Consider the following 25259-nt stretch of genomic DNA (forward strand, 5'->3'; position numbering starts at 1 on the left):
GTGACGGCTTGTCGACGCGAGTGTGCGGGCTTGCGCCCGCGGAAGTATGACAGATGTGTGTCACCGCGTCGGCGACTTGTCGAGGGTGGTGGAGGCGGGGTCGGTCACGCAGGGGCGCGACGCCTCGGTCACGCTGGGTGAGCACGTCGCTGCCGGTGGCGTGGCCGCCAAGGGAGCTCGGTCGGCTCCGGCCGCCTTGCGCGGGACCGGCCACAATGGACACTGCGGATCGGTGGGCCGCTTTCCCGGCGGCGGGTTCCGATTTCCCGTGATATCCTGTTTGTGATCGGACCACTCGATTACCGACAATCCCGCCCGGCTGGGCGAGATCTGCCTTGATTCGACGACCGTCTCCGATTTCCGGCCTTTGCTCCGGCCCTGATCCTGTCCGGTGTGACGCACGAGCCCGCTGTTCCACGCGAGCGTGCGCGTGGACCGATGTGAAGGGGAATGCCCATGAGTGACACAGTTCTGGCCCAGGTCGCCAACATCAACCCCGGCCTCGCCGCCATCGGATACGGATTGGGGGCGATCGGCCCGGGAATCGGTGTCGGCCTGATCTTCGCCGCCGTCATCAATGGTACCGCACGGCAGCCGGAAGCGCGCGGGAAACTGCAGACGATGGGGTACTCGACCTTCGTGCTGAGCGAAGTGCTCGCGTTGATCGGGGTCGTGGTGTATTTCATCGCGTCCAACCGGTGAATCCACCGCCCGTGCCCGGTTCACGGCCGGGCGCGGGCGGCGGCCCGGAAAGATCCACGCGGAGGCGCGCCGTTGGGGGAGCATGCGGTGGTGGACAACCTGGCGGGCACCACCGAAACGGCGGTGATCGTGCCGGTCCCGGCCGCGGACGCCGTGGTGGGGCCCTACCGGCAGGCGTCGGACCACTCGGCGGTGTGGGGCGTCCCGGCCCACGTCACGGTCCTCTACCCGTTCCTCGCGCCCGAGCGGATCACCGCCGCCGTTATTGACGAGCTGGACGAGGTGCTGGCGCGGACCGGTTCGTTCGAGTGCGTGTTCTCCCGGGTCGCGTGGTTCGGGCGCGACGTGGTCTGGCTGGCTCCCGACCCGGCGGGGCCGTTCCGGGCGCTGACCGAGCGGGTGTGGCGCAGGTTCCCCGAGTGCCCGCCGTACGGTGGCGCCCAGCCCGAGGTGGTGCCGCACCTGACGATCGGGAGCACCCGCCGGGCCGGCACCGCCGCGCTGGAACGGGCGGCCGCCGAGGTCGGGGCGATGCTCCCGATCGCCGCCGGGATCGATCGGGTGCGCTTGATCGCCGGCTCCTCGAGCCCGGGATCGTGGCGCACGGTCGCCGAGTTCGCGGTCTAGCTCGACTGCATCAGGATGAAGTTCCCGTGGCCGCCGTAGCCGAGGACGTCTTCGGCGTACTGGGTGCCGTCGAAGGTGGGCAGCCACCAGCGGTGGCCGATCCGGACCAGCATCGGGTGCGGGATGTTGGTGCCGTACGGCGCGTTCAGCGTGCCGAGCTTGCGCAGGCTCAGGTCGTACACCGGGTATTCGCGGGCGTCGCCGTCGCTGGCGAACAGGTACCAGCGGCCGCCCACCCGCTGCAGGATCGTGCCTTCGGTCTGGCTGACGGACACGTCGGCGCCCAGCAGCGTCAGCCCGTGGTCGTAGTCCGCGCCGCGCGGGGCCGCCGCGAGGGCCGGGTGGAACACGAAAGCCGGTTGCTGGGCGGGGCTTTCGACGAACGCGATGTGCCAGCGGCCGTCGATCTTCGTCAGCGCCGGGTCCCACGAACTGACCGTCGTGGGCAGCGGCAGCTGCTCGGTGGGCAGGACGTGCACCCCGGAAAGCACGTCGGCGCGGGTGACCGCGTGGCGCACGTGGACGCCGTTGAACGAGAAATCGCCCCAGGAGCTCATCAGCAGGATGAAGCGGTCGTCGTCGCGGATGATCTGGCCCGCGTGGTCGCCGAGCACGACGCCGTCGCGCGCGAAGAACAGGGTCGCCACCTGCTCGAGTTTCCGGGGATCGGCCAGGTCGAGCGTCCACACCGCCCAGTGCGCCTGCTGGAAGAACCCGAGGCCGGCGTTGGTCATCGTCAGGTAGAGCTTGCCGTCGCGGATGTAGGGGCGGCCGTCGGCGTACTGCACGACGTGGGGGTCGCGGACGCCGGCCTGGCCGTAGTACCCGGCCCGCACCCGGCCCAGCCGCGCCGGCCCGCGGGTGCCGTAGGCGTACCCCAGCCGGCCCAGGACGGCCGGGTCGCGCAGGTCGATGCGCGCGCGGACCTGGTCGCGCTCGGTCAGCAGCGGCCGCCAGCCGGTACCTCGGTCGGCCAGGACCGTGACCGCGTTTTCGTTGACCACCACGGCGAAGCCGAACGGCGCCCGCAGGTCCGCCGGCGCGGTCTTGACCACGGTGGTGCCGCCGGCCGTGGTGATCTCGATGGCCGCTTGGCCCGCGGCGGCGTCGTAGGTGCCGAGCACCGAAATCCCGGCTCCGGCCAGCCCGGCGACGACCGGCGCGCGGTCGTCGAGCACCTGCACGGTCACCGTCCCGTACGGCGCCTTCGGCCGGATGCCGGTCTTGACGAGCGCGCCGGGCCGGGCGGGGGAGTCGAGCTGGACGAAGTTCGGCGCGATCAGGTCGAACGGCCGGAACTGCTCGGTGACGGCGAACTTCAGGTCCAGCGGGCTGGTGGCCATCTTTTCGGGGGTCCGGGTGGCGAAGCCCCCGGCCCGGGGCGGAGCCCCGAGCGACACAGCCGCCTCGGCGGTGCCGCCGAACAGGCTCGCGGTCACCCCGGTCACCCCCAGCGCGGTGAGGGCTCGCAGCACGTCGCGTCGATCGAAGTCGGTCACCTTTGACCTCCGGGAAGGGGACGGCGGAGCTCCCAGTTTGCAACGTGGCATGCAACGTGGCAACCGCCGTCACGCCTCAGTCGTCGACGAGGGACTCGAGGAGGCCGCCCGCCAGCTCCTCGGCCGGGCGCGTCCATTCGTGACGCAGGGTCCGGAACAGCGCCGCGGCGCGCGTGCCCGGCCAGTCCGGTGGCAGCAGTGCCGGCGGCAGGACCGGGTCACGGCGGATCAGCAGGAGCCATTCCGCGCCCAGCCGGATGCGGCGGGACAGCTCGTCGCCGGGCTCGCCGGGTGCGCTGCCGGTCCAGCGGCGGAGGAACTGCTCGTAGCCGGCCGCGATCCGGGGCAGGTCCCAGGCTTCGCGGGCGATGCGCGCCGGGTCGGTCCACATGAACGGCTCGGCGCGGAACACCTCGGCGTGGTCGAGGAGGTCGAGTTCGGCCAGTGCCGGTGCGATGTCGGCGGCCGAGGCCGAGACCCACAGCCCGCTGCGCAGCGGGCCGAACCCGAACCAGCCCAGCCGGGTGCGCAGGGCGTACCGGTCCGCGCGCCGGGTTTCCGGCACCGAGAACGTCAGCAGCGTCCACCGGCCGTCCCAGTGCCGGTCGACGACGTCGCCGTCGAGCTTGCGCTGGCCGTCGCGCAGCACCGCGGTGCTGCGCGGTCAGGCCGAGGAACGCCTGCCGCCCGCGGCGGACGGTGCGGAGCAGCTCGCGGCGGCTCATCCGGCTCAGCGTGGCCCGCGTGGCGTGTTCGCCGACGCCGAGGCGGTCGAGCGCGGCGATGACCCCGCCGGTCGACACGGCGATCCCGCGGTCGAGCACGTGGTCGCCGAACAGCGTGAGCAGCAGGGCCTCGGGCCGCACGCCCGGCACGCCCTCGTCTTCCGCCCAGCCGGCCGCTTCGAGCATGCGCCACCTCCGGGGTCCAACCTACCGCGCCGGATTGTTCGCTGTTTTACCGACGATCATCATCGATTTGTCCGGCAATTCAGGACGATTACCGAGTTCGAAAGTTTCGGTTCCCAGAAATGGTTGATGAATTGTTGACGGTCGTTGTGAATCTGCCTAACCTCAGTCGCGAGGGGGATCGCCGACCGGAGGTCACCGATGAGTGGATTCAGAACGGCGTTCGTGACCATCGCCAGTGCCCTGCTGATGGCCGTCACGGCCGTGGTCCCGGCCCCGGCGTCGGCCGCTTCGCTGGTGGAAGTGACCGGCTTCGGGAACAACCCGGGCGGGATGCGCATGCACGTCTACGTGCCCGACACGCGGCCGGCCAACCCCGCGATCGTGGTCGCCATGCACGGCTGCGGCGGTTCGGGACCCGGCTTCTACTCCGGCAGCGAGTTCGCCTCGCTGGCCAACCGCTACGGGTTCCTCGTCATCTACCCCAGCGCCCAGCAGCAGGCCGGGTTCGGGAACTGCTTCGACACCTGGTCCGACGCGGCGAAGCGCCGGGGCGGCGGCAGCGACCCGGTTTCGATCGTCTCGATGGTGACCTACGCCGAACAGCACTACGGCGGCGACCCGAACCGCGTCTTCGCCACCGGTTCATCTTCCGGCGGCATGATGACCAACGAGATGCTCGCCCTCTACCCGGACGTGTTCAAGGCGGGCGCGGCGTTCATGGGCGTCCCCTTCGGCTGCTTCGCGAACGCCGCCGACTTCCCGCCGTGGAGCAGCAAGTGCACCGGTGGCGGCGGGGCGAACCGCACGCCCCAGCAGTGGGGTGACGCGGTCCGCCAGGCCTACCCCGGCTACACCGGTCCCCGCCCGCGCGTCCAGCTGTGGCACGGCACCGCCGACCCGCTGGTGCCGTATGCGCTGCTGCAGGAGGAAATCGAGCAGTGGACCAACGTGTTCGGGCTGAGCCAGACGCCGACGTCCGCCGACACCCCGCAGGCCGGCTGGAACCGCCGCCGCTACGCCGACGGCTCCGGCACGGTCCGGGTGGAGGCCTACAGCATCCAGGGTGCCGGGCACAGCCTGCCCGCGACCGGGATGGCCGCGGCCGCCGTCACCTTCTTCGGGCTGAGCGGCTGACCGCTTTTGCGGCAAGCGCGCCGGCGGGGCCCGCACCCCCGCCGGCGCGGACCGGCTCAGCCGAGGTGTTCGCCGGACGGGAGGTGGACGACGACGTCCAGCCCACCGGCCGGACGAGCGGCGAGGGTGAGCTCCCCCCGGTGCGCGGCGACGATCGCGTCCACGATGGACAGTCCGAGGCCGGTCCCGCGGCCGGTGTGGATCCGGGTGCCGTCGCCGCGGACGAACGGCTCCCGGAGCCGGTCGACGGCCTCCGGCGGGATCGGCACGCCGCTGTTCCCGATGCGCAGGAACGCCCGCCCGTCGGTGCCGCCGGTGGCGACCTCGACGTGGCCTCCGGACCGGTTGTGGCGAACGGCGTTGTCGACCAGGTTGCCGCACAGGCGGTCCAGCAGGACCGGGTCACCGCGGACCGGCGCGGGCCGCAGGTCGGCCCGCACGGTGAGGTCAACCCCGTCGAGGCTGTTGGCCACAACCTCGGCGAGGTCGACGCGGTGCCGGACACCGGCGCCGGCCTGGCTGCGGGCCAGCGCCAAGAGCCCGTCGAGGGTGCGCCGGCTCTGCTCGACGGCGGTCCGGACGTCGGCGGCCATGGCCAGCAGTTCCGCGGTACCGGGCCGGCTGTCGAGGGTGACGTCGATGGCGGTGCGCATGGTGGTCAGCGGGGTGCGCAGTTCGTGGGCGGCGTTGGCGGTGAACAGGCGTTGGCTCGCGAGCACGCGGTCGCGTTCGGCGACGCCGTCGGAAATGCGGTCCAGCATCCCGTTGACGGTGCCGGCCAAGGTGGCGAGCTCGTCGAGGGGCGTGGTGACCGGCACCCGCTCGGACAGGTTCTCCGCCGAAAGCCGTTGTGCGGTGGCGGAGATCGTGCGGATGGGCCGCAGCACCCGCCCGGCCACCAGCCACCCGGCGACCGCGGCGAGCGCCGTCACCACCGCGAGCGCGATCGCGGCCTGCGTGATGAAGCCGGTGAGGGTGACCGCCGTGACCGATGGCGGCAACGGCGGTATCGCGTCCGGCCCCGCCGGCGACGGGCCGAGCGTGACGACCGAGATCCGATGGCCGCCGTTCCCGCGCAGCAGCAGGTAGGTGAGCGTGGTCAAGAGGGTGCCGGCGGCGAAGACCAGTGCGGCGTACAGGATCGTGAGCCGGCCGCGGGCGGTCACGGGACGATCCGGTAGCCGGCGCTCGGCACGGTCTCGATGGGCGGCGGGTCGCCGAGCTTGCGCCGCAACGTGCCGACGGTGATCCGGACCGCGTTGGTGAACGGGTCGGCGTGCTCGTCCCACACCTTGTCCAGCAACGTTTCCGCGCTCACCACCGCGCCGTCCGCGGCGAGCAGGTGCTCGAGCACGCCGAACTCCTTGGGCGTCAGGTGCAGGAGCCGGCCGGCCCGCTCCGCGGTGCGCCGCGCGGGATCGAGCACCACGCCGCCGGCCCGCAGGACCGGTGGCATCGCGGGTGTGCTGCGGCGGGACAGCGCGCGCACCCTGGCGACGAGCTCGGAGAAGGCGAACGGCTTGCCGAGGTAGTCGTCGGCGCCCAGCGTGAGCCCCTCGACCCGGTCCTCGACCGTGCCGGACGCGGTGAGCATCAGGACCCGCGCCGTGCCGTGCCCGGCGAGCTCGCGGCACACCGCGTCCCCGTGCACCACGGGCAGATCCCGGTCCAGGACGACGACGTCGTAGGGCGTCACCGTGCACTTGTCCAGGGCGGTGCGCCCGTCGAACGCGACGTCGACGGCGAACCCGTGCTTGCGCAGCCCGGCCGCGACGTACTTGGCCAACGGTTGCTCGTCTTCGACCAGCAGCACCCGCACCCGGCCAGTGTCCCGCGCGCGACATATGGATCACGTATGGGCCGGCCATCGGTCCTCGATCGGCCGGGCTCGGTAGACCTTTCGGCCATGACCACGACACGACGATCCGTCCTCGGCCTGCTCGGCGCCTCCGGCGCGCTGCTCGCCACCGGCGCTGTCGCCGGAGCGGCCTCCGGCACCACCCTCAGCTCCACCTCCGTCGACGTGCGCGCGTTCGACCGGTTCGTCCGGGAACAGGCGGCCGCGGATGCGTTCTCCGGCAGTCTGCTGCTGGTCCACCGCGGACGGCCCGTGCTGGCCAGGTCCTACGGCCGGGCCAACGACGCCGCTCCCAACGGCCCGGACACCCGGTTCGCCATGGCCTCGGTGACGAAGCTCTTCACGGCGGTGGCCATCGCCCAGCTCGCGCAGGCCGGCAAGATCGCGTACACCAGCACGCTGGGCACGTTCCTCAGCGGTTTCCCGGCCGAGATCGCCGACACGGTGCAAGTCCACCACCTCCTCACCCACACGTCCGGGCTCGGTGACACCTTCACGATGCCCGGGTACCTCGAGGAAGCGCTCACCTGGACCGACGCCGATCAGGTGATGACCGGCACGACGGACTACATCCGGCGCACTTCACTGGAGTTCGCGCCGGGAGCCGGGTCCCGCTACAGCAACGCGGCCTACCACCTGCTCGGCGCGATCGTGGCCCAGGTGTCCGGGACGTCCTACTACGACTACGTGCGCGAGCACGTGTTCCGGCCGGCCGGCATGACCGCCACGGACTTCTACACCCGGCCGCAGTGGCACACGGACCCCCGCATCGCCCACCCCTACGCGAAACAGCCGTCCGGCGGACGCACCGACACCATCGACCAACGGCTGTACGTCGGCACTCCCGCCGGCGACGCGTTCGCGACGTGCGCCGACATGGCGAACTTCGCGGCCGCGCTGCAGGGCTCGAAGCTGCTCGACCGCGCCTTCACGGGCATCACGCTGAACGGCAAGGTGCCCCCACCGCCGCAGCCCGGCCCGCCGCCGCCCGGCGGCACGCCCGGGGCGCCGCACGCCGTCTTCCAGTGCTACGGCCCGGTGACGCTGCTGGTCGGCGGCCAGTGGGTGACCGGCCACGGTGGCGGTGCCCCCGGCACGTCGACCGACTTCCAGATGTACCCGGACACCGGGTGGGTGACGGTGATCCTCAGCAACTACGACTACGACGGCGGGCCCTCACCGGTCGTGAAGAAGGCGCGAGACCTCATCACCGCGTGACCCGGCGCCGTCAGGCGGTGAGGATCTTCAGCGCGGCGGTGTGCACCCCGGGCGCGGCGGCCAGGTACGCCCGGCTCGTCAGGTCCCACGGCCCGCCGTCGAGGTCGGTGACGACGCCACCGGCTTCCTGGACCAGCAGCACGCCGGCCGCGTGGGAGCGGACGTTGTCGAACTGCCAGTGCAGGTCCATCCGGCCCGCGGCGACCTGGGCGAGCTGGTGGGTCACCGGGACGGAGATCCGCACGTAGAGCGCGGCCTCGGACATCGCGGCGAACGAGGCGCCCATCCGGGCGAGCAGCTCGGCGTCCTGGCCGGCCTGGGCCTGGCCGGTGCCCGTCAGCGCGCCGTCCAGCGACGTCTTGGCGGAGACCCGCAGCCGCTCGCCGTTCAGGTGTGCCCCGCCGCCTTCGCGGGCGGTGAACAGTTCGTCGAGCACCGGGAAGAAGAGCACGGCCAGCACGGGACGCCCGTCGCGGACGAGGCTCACGCCGATGTTCCAGTCGGGCATGCCCTGCACGGCGTTCATGTTGCCGCCAACGGGGTCGATGAGCCACCACTCGCCCGCGGGCATCGGCCCGGAGCCGTGTTCGTCGTCGAGCCACTGCGCCTCCGGCCGGATCGCGGTCAACGCCGGCCGCAGCACGTCGGTGACGGCGGCGTCGTTGGCGTGCAGGGCCGCCGGCAGTTCGGTCAGCCCGGACGGGCGGGACGTGGGGGAGTAGCGCTCCAGCATCCGGGCCCCCGCCTCGCGGACGGCAGCGGCGGTGGCGGTGAGCAGGTCCTGGCTCATGGTTCGGCTCAACTCCTGTGGTTGTCTTGGGTTCGTGCAACTCGACTTGAACTTGCTCACGGTGCTCGACGCGCTGCTCGAAGAGGGCAGCGTGATGGGCGCGGCCGAGCGGCTGCACCTGTCCTCACCCGCGGTCAGCCGCACCCTCGGCCGGCTGCGCGCGGTGACCGGCGACGACATCCTGGTCCGCACCGGCCACGCGATGGTGCCCACGCCGTACGCCATGGCGATCCGCGAGGACGTGCACCGGCTGGTCCGGCAGGCTCGCGAGGTGCTCCTGCCGGCCCGCGAGCTGAACCTCGGCGAACTGGACCGCACGTTCACGATCCAGTGCCACGACGCCCTCGCCACGTCGGTGGTCCCGGTGCTGGCCGGCCGGATCCAGGAGCAGGCTCCCGGCGTCCAGCTGCGGGTGCTGGCCGAACACTCCGCCGACACCGACGACCTGCGGCACGGCCGCGTCGACCTGGAGATCGGCGGTGGCCGGCCGCACCTGCCCGAGTTCCGGTCGGCCGTGTTCGGGGCCGACACGCTCGTCGTGGCGATGCGCCCGGGACACCCGGGTGCCGACGGCCTCGACCTGGCGGCGTTCGCCGCGCACCCGCACGTGCTGGTCTCCCGCCGCGGCCGGCTCACCGCGCCGATCGACGAGGTGCTGGCCGCGGACGGCCTGCGCCGCCGGGTCGTCGCGTCGGTGGCGACCCTCGCCACCGCGCTGCAGCTGGCCGTCCGCAGCAACGTGCTGGTCAGCTGTACGGCCGTCCTCGGCCGGCCGCTGATCGACGCGTTCGGGCTGATCACCCGTCCGCTGCCGGCCGAATCCCCGGCGGCGGAGATCTGCGGCACCTGGCACCAGCGCTACGACTCCGACCCGGCCCACACGTGGCTGCGCGACCAGGTGCGGGCCGCGTTCGAGGAGATCACCGCCGCCTAGCGCGGCGACCGCCGTGGCCGCGCTAGGCGGGCAGCACCAGTGCGACGGCGCCCGCGAACCGCGGGGTTTCGGCCTCGTCGAGCATCGCCGCGGCCACGGTCTCCCGGCTGATCGTCGCCGTCAGGTCCAGCGGCGGTGCGGCCTCGAGCCCGACCGTGCGCCGGTGCGGGCTTTCCGGTCCGTCGTCGAGCAGCCCGGCGTGGAACACCGTGCCGCCGGCCGCCAGCACGGTGCCGTCGGCTTCGACCTTGTCGCCGAGCCGGTCGCCCAGCAGCTTCGAGAGCATGCCGGCGGCCTCGCCGGCCGCCTCGGCGGAGCGGCCCGTGCCGTAGGCCCCGAGCCAGATGATCCGCCGCGGCCCGGCGGCGACCACCGCCTTGGCCCCGGCCAGCAGGGTGCCCGCCCGGTCGGTGCCGAGCGCGGAAAGGACGATCGAGTCCGCGTCGACGACGGCGGCGATGCTCGCGGGATCTTCGACGTCGCCCGCCACCCGGTGCAGACCTGCCGGATCGGGAACGGCGATGCGGCCCGGGTCGCGGGCGATCGCGGTGACGGTGTGCCCGCGCCGCAGGGCTTCCCGGGTGAGGGCGAGTCCGGTGCGGCCGGACGCCGCGAGGACGGTGAGGTTCATGCCGACCACGCTAGGGAAGCCGCAGCTTAACATCAAATGCAAGTTTGGAAAGGGTAAATTTACCGAGACGCAAGGGGGCGGCCGCGAACCGGCCGCGCCCTTGCCTCAGCGGCGGTCTTCAGCGGCGGTCCGAGCCGGTGAGCGGGGCCGGCGTGTAGCGGAGGTAGCGGCCCGGCGCGCCGAGTGCGGCCGCGGCCGCGTTGAGGCGCTCGGGCCGGAGGTCGGGCCAGTGGCCGGTGTCGACCTGGGATTCCAGGGCGTGCAACGCCGCCAGGGTCTCGGACGGCCGGAACGCGCAGTGCCCGGCCGCGCCGACGTAAGCCTGGCGCAGCAACGGTTCCCGCCCGGCCGCGCGGACGCGGTGGGCGTAGGAGTTCTCCTGCTCGACCGGGACCAGGTGGTCGGCGGTGGTGTGGAGGTTCAGCTCCGGAACGCGGAGCCGTCCGGTCGCCATCGACGTGCGCGCGAGGGTGCCGACGGCCTGCCGGTCGGGCGTGACGTCCGCGTGGCGGGTCAGCTCGGCCAGGTCGGCGTCGAGGTCGAGGCCCGCGGTGCGGTACAGCGCCCGGACCTGCCGCGCGAGCGGGCTGCCGGACAGCAGGGCGCGGTAGTCGACTCCGGCGTTGAACGCGCTGTTCCCGCCGGCCGCCTGTTCGATCTGGTAGCGCCCGGGCACCACGAAACCGAGCACGAACTGCGCGAGGGCCTGTTGTTGCTGCTGTTCCTGACCCGCGTAGTCGGCGGGCCCGGGCGGCGCTTCACCGGTCAGCCACGGCGGCGTGTTCATCAGCGCGGCACCGAGGGCGATCCGCGCCCGGCCGGCCGCGGTGCCCTGTCCGTCGGTGACGATCTTCGTCAGCGCCGCGCCCGCCGCGCTCGCTTCCTCGGCGCTCGCGTAGCGGACGAGCTTCACCGGCTGCGCCGGCGCGAGCAGGCGGGACAGCGCGTATTCGCCGTCGAGCTGGTAGTTGTTCAGGTTCAGCGCGCCGGCGACCAGGCCGCACGTGGTCAACGCGCCGTCGAGCCGCCGGTGGCCGGACTCGGCTTCGAGCGCGCTGACCAGCCCGCCCATCGACGTGCCCCACGCGATGGTCCGGCGGGGTTCGCCGATCTTCCGCACCAGCTCGTCGAGCGAGGCGAACTGGTCGCGCGGCGCGGAGGCGAGCGCCCACAGCGACGTCCCGCTGTAGGACGAGCCGACCAGCGCGTAGCCGGCCGCGAGCAGGGCCTGCCCGGTCGGCTCGTCCGGGGCGTCGCGCGCTACCAGGGGGCCGAAGCCGTGGCTGTAGAGGATGACGGTGCCGTTCCAGGCGCCCGGCACGTCCGCCACCCAGCTCGCGCCGTCCGGCAGCACGCCGGTGTAGTGCACGGGGGTGGCGGCCTGCGCCGCGCTTCCCGTGGTGAGGCCGAACGCGGTCAGCGTCGCCGTGGCGAGGACGCCGATCCGGCGGAGCCACTTGCTCATGCTCGGTTCCCTTCCCGCTGGGCGGCCGCGGGGACGGCCGGCTCCGGTGCGAGGTCACGGTGGTGGGTCTCCCGCAGCGCCAGCACGCAGCCGGCGGACAGGACGCAGAACGCGGCGATGGTCCACGACACCGGCGTGGTCGAACCGCCGCCGTTGGCGCGCTGGAGCTCGGCGAAGATCAGCGGGGCGAACCCGGCGCCGAGCCCGGCGAGCTGGTAGCCCAGCGACGCGCCGGTGTACCGGTTTTCGGTGGCGAAGAGCTCGGAGTAGAGCGCGGCCAGCGGGCCGTACATCATCGGGTGGATCACACCTTGGCCGATCACCAGCGCCAGGACCAGCAGCAGGCCGCTGCCGCTGCGGACCATCGGGAACAGCAGGAACCCGAAGACCGCCATGGCGGCCACGCCGGCCAGGACGACCGGGCGGCGGCCGATCCGGTCGGACAGCGCGGACCACAGCAGGATCCCGGCCACCGCGCAGGCCGACGACAGGGTGAGCGCGTTGAGCACCTCTTGTCGCGGGTGCCCGTGCTGGACGCCGTAAGCGAGCACGAAGGTGGTCAGCGTGGCCTGGACGACGAACGCGGCGAGCCCGACACCGACGCTCAGCAGCAGCACCCGCGGGTGGTCCCGCAGCACGGCGACGACCGGGAGCCGGCGGCGTTCTTCCTTGCGGGCGGCCAGGAACGCGGGCGTCTCGTCGACGCGGGAGCGCACGAACAGGCCGATGGCGAGCAGGACGATGCTGAACAGGAACGGGATCCGCCAGCCCCAGGCGAGGAAGTCCGCTTCGGAGGTGAGCCCGGCGGTGGCGGACATGACGAGCGTCGAAACGACCATGCCGCTCGGCGCGCCGGCATTGGTGAAGCCGGCCCACAGCCCGCGGCGCGAGCGTGCGTGCTCGGCGGACATCAGCACGGCGCCGCCCCACTCGCCGCCGACCGCGATGCCCTGGACGACCCGGAGCAGGACCAGGCCGAGCGGGGCGACCGGGCCGATTTGGTCGTAGCCGGGGAGCAGGCCGATCAGGAAGCTCGCGACGCCCATCAGGGTCATCGTCAGCACGAGCATCCGCTTGCGGCCCAGGCGGTCGCCGAAGTGGCCGAAGATCAGGCCGCCGAGCGGGCGGGCGAGATAGCCGGTGGTGAACGTGCCGAAGCTGGCGACGGTCGCCAGTGCCGGATCGAGGTCGGCGAAGAAGACCTTGCCGAAGACCACCGCGCTCGCCGTGGCGTAGAGCAGGAAGTCGTAGTACTCGATGAGACTGCCGAGAAAGCTGGACGCGACCGCTCTGCGGAGCTGAGTGCTCATGAGGTTCACCCTCGTCTTTGGGGGCGGGTCTGGGGGGCCGTGCTTCGGGGGAGCGGGCCCCAACGTTAGTCAGCACGATGACGGCCGTCAATATTCTGCACAACATCAGGTGGTGACCGGGCCGGTTAGGCTGACGGTCGTGACGCATCCCGCCGAGACCGGCTCCGGGCCCCGCCCGAAGTCCGTCATGCTCACGTTCCTGGGCATCCACCTGCTCGGCCGGGCGAGCGCGATCTATTCCGGCAGCGTGATCGACGTGTTCGGCCGCGTCGGCGTCTCGGAGGAGGCGGTCCGCTCGACGCTGACCCGCATGGCGGGCACCGGGTTGCTGACCCGCCACCGGCACGGGCGGAAGGTCTACTTCGGTCTCGGCGAGCGCCTCGCCGCGGTCCTCGAGGACGGCAGGCGGCGGATCTGGGAGACCGGCGCGGTCAACCGGGCCGAGGACGGCGCCTGGACCCTGGTCGGCTTTTCCCTGCCCGACACCCGCCGCGGCGACCGGCACGACCTGCGCCGGCAACTGACCTGGGCCGGATTCGGCCTGCTGCAGAACGGCTTGTGGGTCGCCCCCGGCGTCCGGGACGTCACGGCCATCGTCGAGCAGCTCGGCCTCGACGGGCACGTCACCGTCTTCACGGCCCACCCGGCGAAGCCGACGGAAGCGGCCGAGCTCGTCGGCAAAGCCTTCGACACGGCGACGATCGCCGCGCGCTACCACGACTTCCTGGACAAGTGGGACGGCGGGAAGCCGGCGTTCCCGGACGACCTCACGCGCCGGCTGATGCTGCACTCGGACTGGCTGCACGTCGTCCGCCGGGATCCGCACCTGCCGGCCGGGCACCTGCCCCGCGACTGGCCCGCCATCCAGGCCGAGACGCTGTTCCGCAAGCTCGACGAAGACTTCCGCGAGGGTGCGGACCGGCTGGCGGACGAGACGCTCGAACTGCTGCCGATCGTGGCTCAGCCTCCCGGGTAGGCGTGCAGGCCCCGGCCGGTCTTGCGGCCCAGCCTGCCCGTTCCGACGAGCTCGGTCAGCAGTGGGCACGGGCGGTACATCGGTTGCCCGGTGCACTCCAGCAGCACCACCAAGGTGTCCAGGATGACGTCGAGCCCGATGAGGTCGGCCGTGCGCAGCGGGCCCATGGCGTGGCCGAAGCACTTCTCGAAGACCTGGTCGACCGTTGCGGCGTCGGCGACGCCGTCCCCGACCGTCGCGATCGCCTCGTTGATCGTGGCCATCAGCACGCGGTTGGCGACGAAGCCGGGGCCGTCGGCGACCACGATCGCGCGTTTGCCGAGCCCGGTCAGCAGATCCGTGGTGGCGCGCAGGGTCTCCGCGCCGGTGGCGGCCGCGCGGACCACCTCGACGGTGTCCTTCAGCGGCGCCGGGTTCATGAAGTGGGTGCCGATGACACGGTCGGCGCGGGCGGTCGCCGCGGCCAGGCGGCCGATCGGGACCGCGGACGTGCACGAGGCGAGGACCGTCGCGGCGGGACAGAGCCGATCGAGTTCGGCGAACAGGGTTTCCTTCACGGCCAGGCGTTCCGCCGCGCACTCGACGACGAATTCGCTGCCGCCCAGCTCGTCGAGCCGGCCGGTCCACCGGATCCGGTCCGGGACCGTGGCCGGCGGGCGGTCGCCGAGCAGCGCCGCCATCCGCAGGCCGGCCCGGATCCGCTCCGGGCCCCGGTCCAGCGCCCGCGGGTCGGTGTCGGCGACGACGACTTCGTGCCCGGCCGCGGCGAAGCACTGCGCGACGCCGGTGCCCATCACCCCGGCCCCCACGATCCCGATCTTCACCGGTCCCTCCCGTCGAGGATGCGGACGTGCCCGGGCGGCGGCGGTGGCGGCCGCCGCGGGTCGAAGACCAGCACGTCGGAGCCGGCCGGCGCGAATCCGGCGAACCGCAGCGTCACCAGCATGATCCGGTTGGCCGCGGTGGGGACGAAGCGGGCGACCGGACGCCGTCCGCGCGCGAGGACGTCCCGCACGAGGTGGCCGAGCAGGACGGTGCCGATCCCGCGGTTGAGCACCCGGCACGACGTCAGGAGCAGCTCGAGGACGACGTCGGCACCGTCGTGGCGGAGCACGGCGAGCCCGACGGTGCCGTGCGCGCCGAACCGGTCGGTCACGTCCGCGACGAGCACCTCGTGGTCCGCGGCCGCGCACAGTTCGCGCAGCTGGGCCGTGTCGAGGGTGCGGCCGGTGGTGTTGAGCTGGTGGGTCCGGAGGGTGAGCTCGTGCGCGCGGGCGAAGTCCGCCTCGGTGGCGGCGCGCACGGTCATCGTGAGGCCGAGCGAGGCGAGGAATTCGGGCGGGGAACCGGGGAAGGCGCGCTCGGCCGCGGCCCGCGTGCGTTCGGCGAGGTACCGGTGGCGGCGCCGGCGCGACTCACCGGTCACCAGCTCCGGCCGGAACTCCGACAGGCCGGCGAGCTCGCCGACGCGCTCGGCGGGGTAGCAGCGGACCATCGGCAGCGCGGCGGCGACCTCGGCGCGCTCGGCCGGGTCGTTGTCGGCGAAGGCGATGGTGTCCAGGCCGATGTTCAGCTCCGCGGCGATGCGGCGGATCGCCGCGGACTTCTCGCCCCAGCCGACTTCGACCGCGCAGAACAGCTCCGCCAGGCCGTGTTCGGCCAGGTGCCCGGTGGCGCGGGCGAGCTCGCCGCGGCCCGCCACGGCGTGCAGGATGCCGCGCCGGTCCAGCGTGTGCAGCGCCTCGACCGCGGCGGGGAACGGCCGCGGCCGGTCGCCTTCGAGCACCACGCCGTCCCAGAGCGTGTCGTCGAGGTCCCAGACCAGGCACTTGACGGTGCTCACGGCCGCCACCGCAAGGCGTACTCGCCGAGCTGCTGTTCGGCGACTTCGTCGGGGCCTTCGATGATCCGCATGACCTTGGCGTCGCGGAAGAACCGGCCCACCAGGCTGTCTTCCGCGCAGCCCGCCGCGCCGAGCACCTGCCCGGCCCGGTCGGCGACCGCGGCGGCCGACCGGGCGGCGGCGTACTTGGCCAGCACGGTCCCGGCGACGGCGTCCGGATCGCCGTTCTCCCGCAGGACTGCCGCGCGGGCGCACAGCTCGCGCGCGGCACTCGTGTCGGCCAGGCTGCGGCCGAGCAGGGCGCGCACGGTCTGGTGCCCGGCCAGCCGGACGCCGCCCTGCACGCGGCCCGCGGCGTGTTCCGCGGCGGCGCGCAGGCAGGCGTCCGCCAGGCCGACGCAGCCCCAGGCGACGGTGAACCGGCCGTGGTCCAGCGCCGTCGCCGTGACGTGGGACAGGCCGAATCCCGGTGGCGCGAGCAGGTTTCCGGCGGGCACGAGCACGTCGTCGAACCCCACGTGGGCCAGCTGCGCCGCGCGCATCCCCAGCTGGCCCCGCACCGGCTCGGCCGTGATCCCCGGCCGGTCGGCTTCGACGAGCACGGTGACGAGACGGCCCGCGCAGGTGGCGAGCACCAGGAAGACGTCGGCGAGCTGCCCGAAGGTGACCCACCGCTTGCGCCCCCGCAGGCGTATCTGCCGGCCCGTACGCTCGGCGGACGTCGTCACCGCGGAGAGCTCGCTTCCCGCGCCGGCTTCGGTGGCCGCGAACCCGGCGAGGACGTCGCCGCGCGCGAGGGTCGGCAGCCAGCGGGCGCGCTGTTCGGCGGTGCCCCAGCGCAGGACGGCCGCGGCGACCATGCCCTGCACCGTGATCAGGGCGCGCAAGGCACTGCACACCCCGCCGAAGTCGGCGCAGAGCGCACCGAGCTCGGGCTGCGTGCGGCCGGCGCCGCCGGCGGAAGCGGGCAGGTCGGCGGCCAGGAAACCGGCGTGCGCCACCGCGTTGAGGACTTCGGCGGGCAGGGCGCCGCGGACGTCCCAGCCCGCGGCTTCCGGCCGCAGCCCGGCCGCGAACGCGGCGGAGTCCATTGTGGTCACGGAATTCCGGCCGATCGTTTCCGGAGCACGAAGGCGGTGACGCGGTGCATGGTCCGGAAATTGTCGAGGTCGAGGTCCTCGACGGCGACTTCGATGCCGAACCGGCGTTCGACGTGCGCCACGAGCTCGAGCGCCAGCAGCGAATTCACCAGTCCCAGCGCGAAGTAGTCCTCATCGGGGCCGGGGGTGTTCCCGGCCGTCGCGGTGGCGAAGAAGTCCGTCAATCCGGCCAAGATCTCCTCGGCGGTGACGTCGGCGTTCACCGGCTGATGGCCTGCCACGCGCCCTCCCTCGACCAATGCCCCCGTTCGAAGCTAACACGGTCCGCGGCGCACCGGCGGCGCCGAACGGCGTAATCGCTTGCGCGAAATCTCGAGTGTCCAGAATGGACGATCAATTTCCGTTGTGGTCGGCGGCAATTATGGACAGTGACGGCCGATCCCTCGATCGGCGGCTTGCCGGGGGCGCGAAGCCGCTGGAAGTATCCGGAGTTCGGCACCGCCGGAATTCCGGCACCGTGCATGGGAATTCTGGGGATGACTACCACGACCGGACCATTGAGCAGCGTGGGCGATCTGCTGGCCCACCGGGTGGCCCGCACCCCCGCGGAAACCGCGGTGGTGTGCGGCCGGGCCCGGGTGAGCTACGCGGAACTGGCTGCCCGCAGCGACGAAGTGGCCGCGCGGCTGGCCGGGCACGGGGCGGCCTCGGAGACCCGGGTCGGGCTTCTGGTCGAGCGCGGCGTGGACATGGTGGTGGCGGTGTTCGGCGTGTTGAAGGCGGGCGCGGCGTACGTCCCGCTGGATCCGGCGCACCCGGCGCGGCATCGGGCCGCACTGCTGGCCGACGCGGGCGTCACGCTGGTGCTGACCGAGCCGGACCTGGCCGGCAGCCTGCCACCGGAGTGCGTCCCGGTGTTCGTCTCGGGCGGCGGCGACCGCCCGGCCGTCGCCCTTCCGCGGATCCGGCCCGACAACCTCGCCTACGTCCTCTACACCTCCGGCTCGACCGGGCAGCCCCGGGGTGTGCTCGGCACCCACCGCGGGCTCCTCGCCCTCTTCGCCGCCCACCACGCCGGAATCTTCGAAACCGCGCGCGAGCGGCTGCGGGTGGCCCACACCGCCGCCCTGTCCTTCGACGCCTCCTGGGATCCGCTCCTGTGGATGCTCGCCGGGCACGAACTGCACGTACTGGACCGGGCCGACCCGCGGGAGACCGTCGCCGCGCTGGCCGCCGCGCGGGCCGACGTGCTCGACGCGACCCCTTCCCACCTCCGGATGCTCCTGCTCGCCGGTCTGCTGGACGGCCCCGCGAGGCCACGGGTGGTCGTCACCGGGGGCGAGCCCGTCGGCCCGGATCTCGGTGCCGCCTTGACGGGCGCCGGGGTCGTGGTCCGGACCGCCTACGGCACCACCGAGACCACAGTGGACAGTCTGGTCGGCGACACCGTTCCCGAAGGCCGCGCGGTGCTCGGCCGGCCCGTCGCGGGCACCCGGGCCCAGGTGCTGGACGCCGGGCTGCGGCCGGCCGCGGAGGGCGAGCTCTACCTGGCCGGCCCCGGCCTGACGCGCGGCTACCTCGGCCGTCCCGGGGCGACGGCCGCCTCCTTCGTCGCCGATCCGGCCGGGCCGCCCGGCTCGCGGATGTACCGCACCGGCGACCGCGTGCGCCGCCGGGAAGACGGCTTGCTGGACTTCCTCGGCCGCGCCGACGGGCAGGTCAAGATCCGCGGCATCCGGGTCGACCCCGCCGACGCCGAAGCGGCCCTGCTGGGCCACCCCGGGCTGGCCGCCGCGGCCGTCGTGGCGAGACGGGACGGCCGCGACACCGACCACCTCGTCGCCTACGTCGTGCCGAAGACCGCGTCCGTGACCGGGCTGCGGGCCTACCTGCGCGGCCGCGTCCCGGAGCACCTGGTGCCCGCCCGGTTCGTCGAGCTGGCCGCCCTGCCGCTGACCGGCAGCGGCAAAGTCGATCGCCGCGCCCTGCCCGAGCCCGGCCGCCCCGGCGGTGACGTCTCCGCGCCCCGGAACCCGGCGGAGGAACTGGTCGCCGACGTCTGGCGCGAGGCGCTCGGCCTGGACCGCGTCGGAGCGGAAGACGACTTCGTCGAGCTGGGCGGGGACTCGATCCTCGCCATGCGGGTGGCCGGCACGCTCAACCGGCGCCTGGGCACGGCACTGCCCGCCCAGGCCGTCTTCGAGCACCGGACGGTCGCCGGGCTCGCGGCGGCCCTCCCGGCCGCGCACACCGGCCGCGCGCCGGTGCGGACGGCGCCGGGCACCGCGCTGCCGCTGTCGTCCGGGCAGGAGCGGCTCTGGTTCCTCGACCAGCTCGCCCCCGGCGGCGCCGAATACAACACCAGCGCGGGTTTCCGGCTGCGCGGGCCGCTTTCCCTCGACGCGCTCACCGCCGCGCTCACGGCGCTGACCGAGCGCCACGAATCGCTGCGCACGACGTTCCCCACCGTGCGCGGGCGGGGTGTGCAGGTCGTCGGGCCGCCGCGGGCGGTCCGGCCGGAGGTCCGGGCCGCCGGAGACGTCGAGCGTGAGCTGCTCGCCGAGGTGCAACGGCCGTTCGACCTCGCCCGCGGCCCGCTGTTCCGGGCGACGGTGTTCGAACTGGGCGAGGGCGACCACCTGCTCCTGCTGGTGCTGCACCACATCGTCACCGACGGCTGGTCGATGGGCGTGCTCGCCGTCGAGCTCGGCCGGCTGTACTCGGACGCGGCGGCCGAACTGCCCCCGTTGCCGTTGCGCTACGCCGACTTCGCCGCCTGGCAACGCGACCGGCTCGCCGGTCCCGAACTGGACGACCGGATCGCCTACTGGGAACGGCAGCTGGCCGGGGTGCCCGCGCTCGAGCTGCCCACCGACCGGCCGCGGCCCGCCGTGCGGGGGACGGCGGGCGCGACGCACCGGTTCACCGTGCCCCCGGCCGTGACGACCCGGTTGGCCGAGCTCGGCCGCGCGCGCGGCGCCACGCTTTTCATGACCCTGATCGCGGCGGCGCAGGTCCTCTTCGCGCGCTACACCGGTCAGCGCGACATCGCGATCGGCACGGTGACCGCCGGGCGCCCCTGGGACGAACTGGCGGGCCTCGTCGGCTTCTTCGTCAACACCGTCGTGCTCCGCTCCCGATTCGATGGAGATTCCTCCTTCGCGGACTTCCTGACCGGCGTCCGCTCGACGGTGCTCGACGCGATGGGCCACGACGACGTCCCGTTCGGCCGCCTGGTCGAGCTGCTCGCCCCGGAGCGCGACGCGAGCCGCTCGCCGCTGATCAACGCCATGGTGGTGCTGCAGAACGCGCCGTCCGCGGTCCCCGAGCTCAGCGGCCTGGCGGTGGCGGAGCTCGACCTGCCCCGGCGCTCGGCGCAGTTCGACCTCACCCTGGAGTTCGAGCCGCGCGACGGCGGCCTGCGGGCCACCGCCGAGTACAGCACCGAACTCTTCGACGCGGACACGATCCGCCGGCTGGCCGAAAACCTCCTGGTCCTGCTCGCGGGCATCGCCGACGACCCGTCCCGCCGGTTGTCCCGGCTGCCGTTCCCGGCGCCCGCGCAACGACGCGAGCTGCTCGCGCTGGGACGTTCGACGGCGGACGGGCCCGGGCTGACCGTGCTCGACGTCTTCGCCGAGCGCGTCCGCGAGCGCCCGGACGCCCTCGCGGTGACCTGCGCCGGCACGGCGTTGACCTACCGGGAGCTGAACACCTGCGCGAACCGGCTCGCGCACGGCCTGATCGCGCACGGCGCCGGGCCGGACGTCCGGATCGGCCTGTGCGTGCCGCGGGGCATCGACGCGGTCGTCGGCATGCTGGCCGTCCTCAAGGCCGGCGGCGCCTACGTCCCGCTCGACCCGCGCTACCCGGACGAGCGATTGGCGTTGTTGCTGGCCGATTCCGGGGCCACGACCGTGGTCACGACGCACGCGGTACGCGACCGGGTACCGCGCGGGGCCCGCGCGCTGATCGCCGGCGACGGAGGAGAGCCCGGCAGTGCCCCGCCGCGCCGGGCCCGGCCGGAGAACGTGGCCTGCGTCCTCTACACCTCGGGTTCGTCGGGCCGGCCGAAGGGCGTGCTGATCGAGCACCGTTCGGTGACCCGGCTGTGCGCCGACCCGTACGCCCGGCTCACCCCGGACGACGTCGCGACGCAGTACGCGCCGCTGTCGTTCGACGCCTCGACGCTCGAAATCTGGGGCGCGCTGCTGTCCGGGGCGCGGCTGGCGATCGACCCCGACGACGTGCCGTCGATCGACGCCCTCGGCGCCTTCGTCCGCGCCGAGGGCGTCACCTCGCTGTGGCTGACCGCGGGGATGTTCCACGAGGTGGCGGCGGCCGACCCCGGCGTGTTCGCGGGGCTGCGGCGGCTGGTTTCCGGCGGCGATGTCCTTTCGCCGCGGCAGTGTGCGACGGTCCTGCGCCGGTGGCCGGACCTGGAGCTGGTCAACGGGTACGGGCCCACGGAGAACACCACGTTCACCGCCTGCCACCGGGTCCGGGCCGGCGACGGCGACCGGCCGGTGCCGATCGGTCGGCCGATCACCGGCACCCGCTGCCTGGTGCTGGACCGCCACCTCGCCCCGGTGCCGGCCGGGGTACCCGGCGAGCTGTACGTCGGCGGGAGCGGCCTGGCCCGCGGCTACCTGGACCGGCCCGGGCTGACCGCCGACCGGTTCGTCGCCGACCCGTTCGGCGACGGCGCCCGGCTGTACCGCACCGGCGACGTCGTGCGCTGGCGGCCCGGCGAGGAGTGGGGGCTCGACTTCCTCGGCCGGTCCGACGACCAGGTCAAGATCCGCGGCTTCCGGATCGAGGTGGGCGAGGTCGAGGCGGCGCTGCGGCGGCACCCGGACGTCGCCGAGGCCGTCGTGCTGGCGCGGGAAGACACCCCCGGCCACAAGCGGCTGGCCGGGTACGTCGTGCCGCGCCGTGCGGTCGAGCCGGCCGCGTTGCGGGAGTTCCTCGGGAAGAGCCTGCCGGGCCACCTCGTGCCCGGCGCGCTGGTGCTGCTGGACCGGTTCCCGCTGACGCCGCAGGGCAAGCTCGACCGCCGGGCGCTGCCGGCGCCGCGGCCGCGGACCGCGCGGGCCCGCACGGCGCCCCAGGGCCCGGCCGAGGAGCTGCTGACCCGCGTGTGGGCCGAGGTGCTCGGTGTCGAGCACGTCGGATCGCAGGACAACTTCTTCGAGCTGGGCGGGGATTCGATCCTCGGCATCCAGGTCGTGGCCCGGGCCCGGCAGTTCGGGCTGCGCCTGAGCGCCAAGGACGTCTTCCTCCGGCAGACCCCGGCCGAGCTGGCCGCGGCGGGGGTGTGGGAGGCACCGGCGGCGCGCGAGGCGCCCCGCCCGTCCGGCGCGGTGCCGCTGTCGCCGATCCAGCACTGGTTCTTCGAGACGGTCACCGAGCACCGCGGCCACTTCACCCAGTGGGTGTCGGCCGAACTCGCCGCGGACGTCGACCACCCGGCGCTGCGCACCGCGGTTTCGGCGCTGGTCGGCCACCACGACGCCCTCCGGCTGCGCTTCCGGCGGGTGGGGGATTCGTGGCGGCAGGAGTACGCGGAAACCGTGCCTAAAAAGGTGTTCCGGGTCGATTCGGTGTCCACTATGGACTTCTTCGAGCTCGACGGCGGCGCGTTGTTCACGGCGGTGCTGGACGGCTCGCGGCTGCTGCTGGCGGCCCACCACCTGGTGGTGGACGGCGTCTCGTGGCGGATCCTCCTCTCCGACCTGCGCACGGCCTACCGCGCGGCCCGCGCCGGGCGGCCGGTGGAGCTGCCGCCGAGGACGACTTCGTTCGGCGACTGGTCGCGACGGCTGGCCGAGCACGTCGCGGCGGGTGGGTTCGACGGCGAGCTCGCGTACTGGCGGCGCCCGGCGGCGGGTGCCGCGCCCGACGGCGACCCGCGGCCGCCCCGCGCGGTGACGGTCCGGCTCGACGCGGAGGAGACGGCGGCGTTGCTGCGCGACACCCCGGCCGCGTACCGCACCCGGATCGACGACGTGCTGGTGAGCGCGCTCGGCCGGGTCCTGGGTGCCTGGACGGGACACGACCGGGTGCTGCTGGAACTGGAGGGCCACGGCCGCGAGGAGATCTTCGGCGACGTGGACCTGTCCCGGACCGTGGGGTGGTTCACGACGTTGTACCCGTGCCCGGTGGAGATCCCGCGGGAGGGCGGCTGGGGCGCGGTGCTGAAGTCGGTGAAGGAGTGCCTGCGCGCCACCCCGGACCGCGGCCTGGGCCACGGGGCCTTGCGGTACCTGGGGAAGGCCGAGCTGCCGGCGCCCCGCCCGGTGGCGGCGTTCAACTACCTCGGCCGCTTCGACGCCGAGCCGGAGACCGGCGAATTGTTCCGCAGTCCCCCTTCCGCCATCGGGCTGAGCCGCGCCCCGCACGTCACCGGCACCGCCCGGCTCGACATCTCCGCGGCCGTCACCGCGAGTGGCGAACTCGAGTTCGAGTGGACCTACTCCCCAGGCGTGCACGACCCGCACACCGTCGCCCGCCTCGCCGCCGAGGTGCTCGCCGCGCTCCGGGAAATCGCCGCCCACTGCGCCAAGCCGGGGGCCGGTGGGCGCACCCCTTCCGACTTCCCGCTCGCCGGGGCCACCCAGCCCGAGCTCGATCGGCTCCTCGGCGACGGCCGTCACGTCGAGGACGTCTACCCGCTCACGCCGATGCAGGCCGGGATGCTGTTCCACAGCCTGTCCGAACCCGGCACCTACCTCGAACAGATCTGCTTCACCCTGACCGGCGCCGGCGACCCGGCCGCCTTGGAACGCGCCTGGCGACGGGCCGTCGACGAGATCCCCGCCCTGCGTACCGCCATCCGCTGGACCGGCGTCCGCGAACCGGTCCAGGTGGTGCACCGGGCCGTGACGCTGCCGGTGACCGTGCACGACGGGAGCGCGCCCGACGAAGCCGAGCTGCTCGCCGCCGACCGCGAAGCCGGGCTCGACCCGGCCGTGCCGCCGCTGATGCGGGTCACCCTGATCCGGCTGGACGACACCCGGATCCGCACGCTCTGGACCTTCCACCACGTCCTCCTCGACGGCTGGAGCGTCTTCGAGGTGCTCACCGACGTCCTCGCGCACCTCTCCGGACTGCCCGCCAAGCGGCGCCGCCCGTTCGCCGACCACCTCGCCTGGCTGGCCCGGCAGGACGCGACGGCGGCCGAAACCCACTGGCGGAAGGTCCTCTCCGGACTCACGCCCACCCGGTTGCCCCACGACCGGCCGCCCGGCCGGGCCCACCGCACCCGCTCGACGTCCACAGTGGAACAGGCACTGTCCGCTGTGGACTCGGAACGCGTGGCCGCCTTCGCGCGGCGGCACCGGCTCACCGTCAACGCCGTCGTGCAGGGCTGCTGGGCCCGGCTGCTCGCCCGGCACGGCGGCGAGCCGGACGTCTGCTTCGGCGCGGTCGTGTCCGGCCGGCCGCCCGAGCTGCCCGGTGTGGACACCATCGTCGGGATGTTCGTCAACACCGTGCCGGTCCGCGTCACCGTCGCCGAGGCGGAAGACCGGCCGGGCTGGTTCCGGCGCCTGCAAGCCGACCAGGCCGAGGCGCGCCGGTTCGGGCACGTCTCCCTGGCCGCGTTGCGCCGCTGGAGCGGGCTGCCCGCCCGGGCGGCCCTCTTCGACAGCATCGTCGTCTTCGAGAACTACCCGTTCGACTCCGGCGCCTTGGCCGAACGCGGGCTGCACGTGGCGGAGCTGACCGCGGTCGAGATCACCAACTACCCCCTGGTCCTCGTCGCGCACGGCAGCGCGCGCGACGACGAACCCCTGAGCCTGCGGCTCGGGTACGACCCGGCGTTGTTCGACGGCGGCACGGCCGAAGCCCTCGCCGGCGAACTCGTGGACCTCCTGTGCGAACCGGCCGGGAAGACCGCAGCCCCGCGCGAGCACCCGCCCGCTCCGGTGCCGGCGCCGGTCCGGAGCGACCCGGTCTACGTCGCGCCGCGCACCGCGACCGAGCGGGCGCTGAGCCGGATCTGGGCCGAAGTGCTCGCGGTCGAGCAGGTCGGCGTCGACGACGACTTCTTCGCCCTCGGCGGCGATTCGCTGCTGTGCCTGCGGGTCACCGCCCGCCTGCGCGTGGACTTCGGCACGGCGCTGCCGCCGCGGGCGCTGTTCGACAACCCCACGGTCGGGGCGCTGGCCCTGATGCTGGAGCACCCCACGCTCGCCGAACTGGGCCGGGCGGTGGACCGCGGCCTGAACCCGCCGAAGGACTACGAGCTCTAGGAGGTC

At 73.6% G+C, this 25259-nt stretch carries 19 protein-coding genes and 1 pseudogene; 7 read left to right on the top strand and 13 right to left on the bottom strand.

Going from position 1 to position 25259, the window contains the following annotated elements:
- Positions 1-456 precede the first annotated feature (456 nt).
- Positions 457-702 carry an F-type H+-transporting ATPase subunit c gene (locus ISP_RS21735; protein WP_013225896.1) on the top strand — a complete coding sequence of 82 codons (246 nt, stop codon included), beginning with the start codon at positions 457-459 and terminating at the stop codon, positions 700-702.
- Positions 703-789: 87 nt separating this feature from the next.
- Positions 790-1329, top strand: coding sequence for a 2'-5' RNA ligase family protein (locus tag ISP_RS21740; protein WP_013225897.1), 540 nt, complete (start codon positions 790-792; stop codon positions 1327-1329).
- On the opposite strand, the gene ISP_RS21745 is transcribed toward ISP_RS21740, so the two are convergent.
- The 3 genes and pseudogenes from ISP_RS21745 to ISP_RS48290 all read right to left on the bottom strand — a co-directional run.
- Complete coding sequence (locus tag ISP_RS21745; protein ID WP_013225898.1) at positions 1326-2828, bottom strand: hypothetical protein; 1503 nt, start codon at positions 2826-2828, stop codon at positions 1326-1328. The two genes, ISP_RS21740 and ISP_RS21745, sit on opposite strands and share 4 nt — an antisense overlap.
- Before the next feature lie 76 nt (positions 2829-2904).
- Complete coding sequence (locus ISP_RS21750; RefSeq protein ID WP_013225899.1) at positions 2905-3477, bottom strand: PaaX family transcriptional regulator C-terminal domain-containing protein; 573 nt, start codon at positions 3475-3477, stop codon at positions 2905-2907.
- A gap of 67 nt (positions 3478-3544) precedes the next feature.
- Positions 3545-3739 (bottom strand): annotated as a pseudogene (locus tag ISP_RS48290) (PaaX family transcriptional regulator C-terminal domain-containing protein); the annotation flags it as partial.
- Positions 3740-3937: 198 nt separating this feature from the next.
- Between ISP_RS48290 and ISP_RS21760 the strand changes: the two are divergent.
- Positions 3938-4873 (top strand): extracellular catalytic domain type 1 short-chain-length polyhydroxyalkanoate depolymerase, encoded by a 936-nt coding sequence (locus ISP_RS21760; protein WP_014467054.1) that lies wholly within the window; start codon positions 3938-3940, stop codon positions 4871-4873.
- 56 nt (positions 4874-4929) lie between these two features.
- Here ISP_RS21760 and ISP_RS21765 read toward each other — a convergent pair whose 3' ends face one another.
- Together ISP_RS21765 and ISP_RS21770 are read right to left on the bottom strand one after the other, a co-directional pair.
- On the bottom strand, positions 4930-6039 hold the full coding sequence (locus ISP_RS21765; RefSeq protein WP_013225901.1) for a sensor histidine kinase: 1110 nt from the start codon (positions 6037-6039) through the stop codon (positions 4930-4932).
- The gene (locus ISP_RS21770) at positions 6036-6692 is read right to left on the bottom strand and encodes a response regulator transcription factor (RefSeq protein WP_013225902.1); all 657 of its coding nucleotides are present in this window, start codon (positions 6690-6692) and stop codon (positions 6036-6038) included. The genes ISP_RS21765 and ISP_RS21770 overlap by 4 nt, the downstream gene beginning before the upstream one ends.
- An 87-nt stretch (positions 6693-6779) precedes the next feature.
- On the opposite strand from ISP_RS21770, the gene ISP_RS21775 reads away from it, so the two are divergent.
- Complete coding sequence (locus ISP_RS21775; protein WP_013225903.1) at positions 6780-7949, top strand: serine hydrolase domain-containing protein; 1170 nt, start codon at positions 6780-6782, stop codon at positions 7947-7949.
- A gap of 10 nt (positions 7950-7959) precedes the next feature.
- On the opposite strand, the gene ISP_RS21780 is transcribed toward ISP_RS21775, so the two are convergent.
- Positions 7960-8739 (bottom strand): inositol monophosphatase family protein, encoded by a 780-nt coding sequence (locus tag ISP_RS21780; RefSeq protein WP_013225904.1) that lies wholly within the window; start codon positions 8737-8739, stop codon positions 7960-7962.
- A 34-nt stretch (positions 8740-8773) separates the two neighbouring features.
- Between ISP_RS21780 and ISP_RS21785 the strand changes: the two genes are divergently transcribed.
- Positions 8774-9673 (top strand): LysR family transcriptional regulator, encoded by a 900-nt coding sequence (locus tag ISP_RS21785; RefSeq protein WP_013225905.1) that lies wholly within the window; start codon positions 8774-8776, stop codon positions 9671-9673.
- Positions 9674-9695: 22 nt separating this feature from the next.
- Here the strand turns inward: ISP_RS21785 and ISP_RS21790 are convergent, their stop codons facing one another.
- The 3 genes from ISP_RS21790 to ISP_RS21800 all read right to left on the bottom strand — a co-directional run bounded on the left by ISP_RS21790 (position 9696) and on the right by ISP_RS21800 (position 13079).
- Positions 9696-10304 carry an NAD(P)-dependent oxidoreductase gene (locus tag ISP_RS21790; RefSeq protein WP_034285367.1) on the bottom strand — a complete coding sequence of 203 codons (609 nt, stop codon included), beginning with the start codon at positions 10302-10304 and terminating at the stop codon, positions 9696-9698.
- Between the two features lie 118 nt (positions 10305-10422).
- A complete protein-coding gene (locus tag ISP_RS21795) occupies positions 10423-11769 on the bottom strand; it encodes an alpha/beta hydrolase (RefSeq protein ID WP_013225907.1) in 1347 nt (448 codons plus the stop codon).
- Positions 11766-13079: an MFS transporter gene (locus ISP_RS21800; RefSeq protein WP_014467055.1), complete on the bottom strand. Its 1314-nt coding sequence runs from the start codon at positions 13077-13079 to the stop codon at positions 11766-11768. Before ISP_RS21800 ends, ISP_RS21795 begins: the two co-directional genes overlap by 4 nt.
- Before the next feature lie 139 nt (positions 13080-13218).
- Here ISP_RS21800 and ISP_RS21805 point away from each other — a divergent pair, with 139 nt between their 5' ends.
- Complete coding sequence (locus ISP_RS21805) at positions 13219-14055, top strand: PaaX family transcriptional regulator (protein WP_013225909.1); 837 nt, start codon at positions 13219-13221, stop codon at positions 14053-14055.
- Here the strand turns inward: ISP_RS21805 and ISP_RS21810 are convergent.
- Genes ISP_RS21810 through ISP_RS21825 form a run of 4 tightly spaced genes read right to left on the bottom strand, consistent with a single transcriptional unit; the run spans position 14040 to position 17279 of the window.
- Complete coding sequence (locus tag ISP_RS21810; RefSeq protein WP_013225910.1) at positions 14040-14879, bottom strand: 3-hydroxyacyl-CoA dehydrogenase family protein; 840 nt, start codon at positions 14877-14879, stop codon at positions 14040-14042. The two genes, ISP_RS21805 and ISP_RS21810, sit on opposite strands and share 16 nt — an antisense overlap.
- Positions 14876-15898, bottom strand: a complete 1023-nt coding sequence (locus tag ISP_RS21815) for an HAD-IIIC family phosphatase (RefSeq protein ID WP_230468884.1) — start codon at positions 15896-15898, stop codon at positions 14876-14878. Before ISP_RS21815 ends, ISP_RS21810 begins: the two co-directional genes overlap by 4 nt.
- Positions 15895-16989 (bottom strand): acyl-CoA dehydrogenase family protein, encoded by a 1095-nt coding sequence (locus tag ISP_RS21820; RefSeq protein ID WP_013225912.1) that lies wholly within the window; start codon positions 16987-16989, stop codon positions 15895-15897. Before ISP_RS21820 ends, ISP_RS21815 begins: the two co-directional genes overlap by 4 nt.
- A gap of 5 nt (positions 16990-16994) precedes the next feature.
- Entirely contained in the window at positions 16995-17279 is a 285-nt protein-coding gene (locus tag ISP_RS21825) for a phosphopantetheine-binding protein (protein ID WP_013225913.1), read from the bottom strand.
- Between the two features lie 285 nt (positions 17280-17564).
- On the opposite strand from ISP_RS21825, the gene ISP_RS21830 reads away from it, so the two are divergent.
- Entirely contained in the window at positions 17565-25253 is a 7689-nt protein-coding gene (locus ISP_RS21830; RefSeq protein ID WP_230468885.1) for a non-ribosomal peptide synthetase, read from the top strand.
- Positions 25254-25259 lie beyond the last annotated feature (6 nt).

The organism is Amycolatopsis mediterranei, from assembly GCF_026017845.1.
GTDB lineage: Bacteria > Actinomycetota > Actinomycetes > Mycobacteriales > Pseudonocardiaceae > Amycolatopsis > Amycolatopsis mediterranei.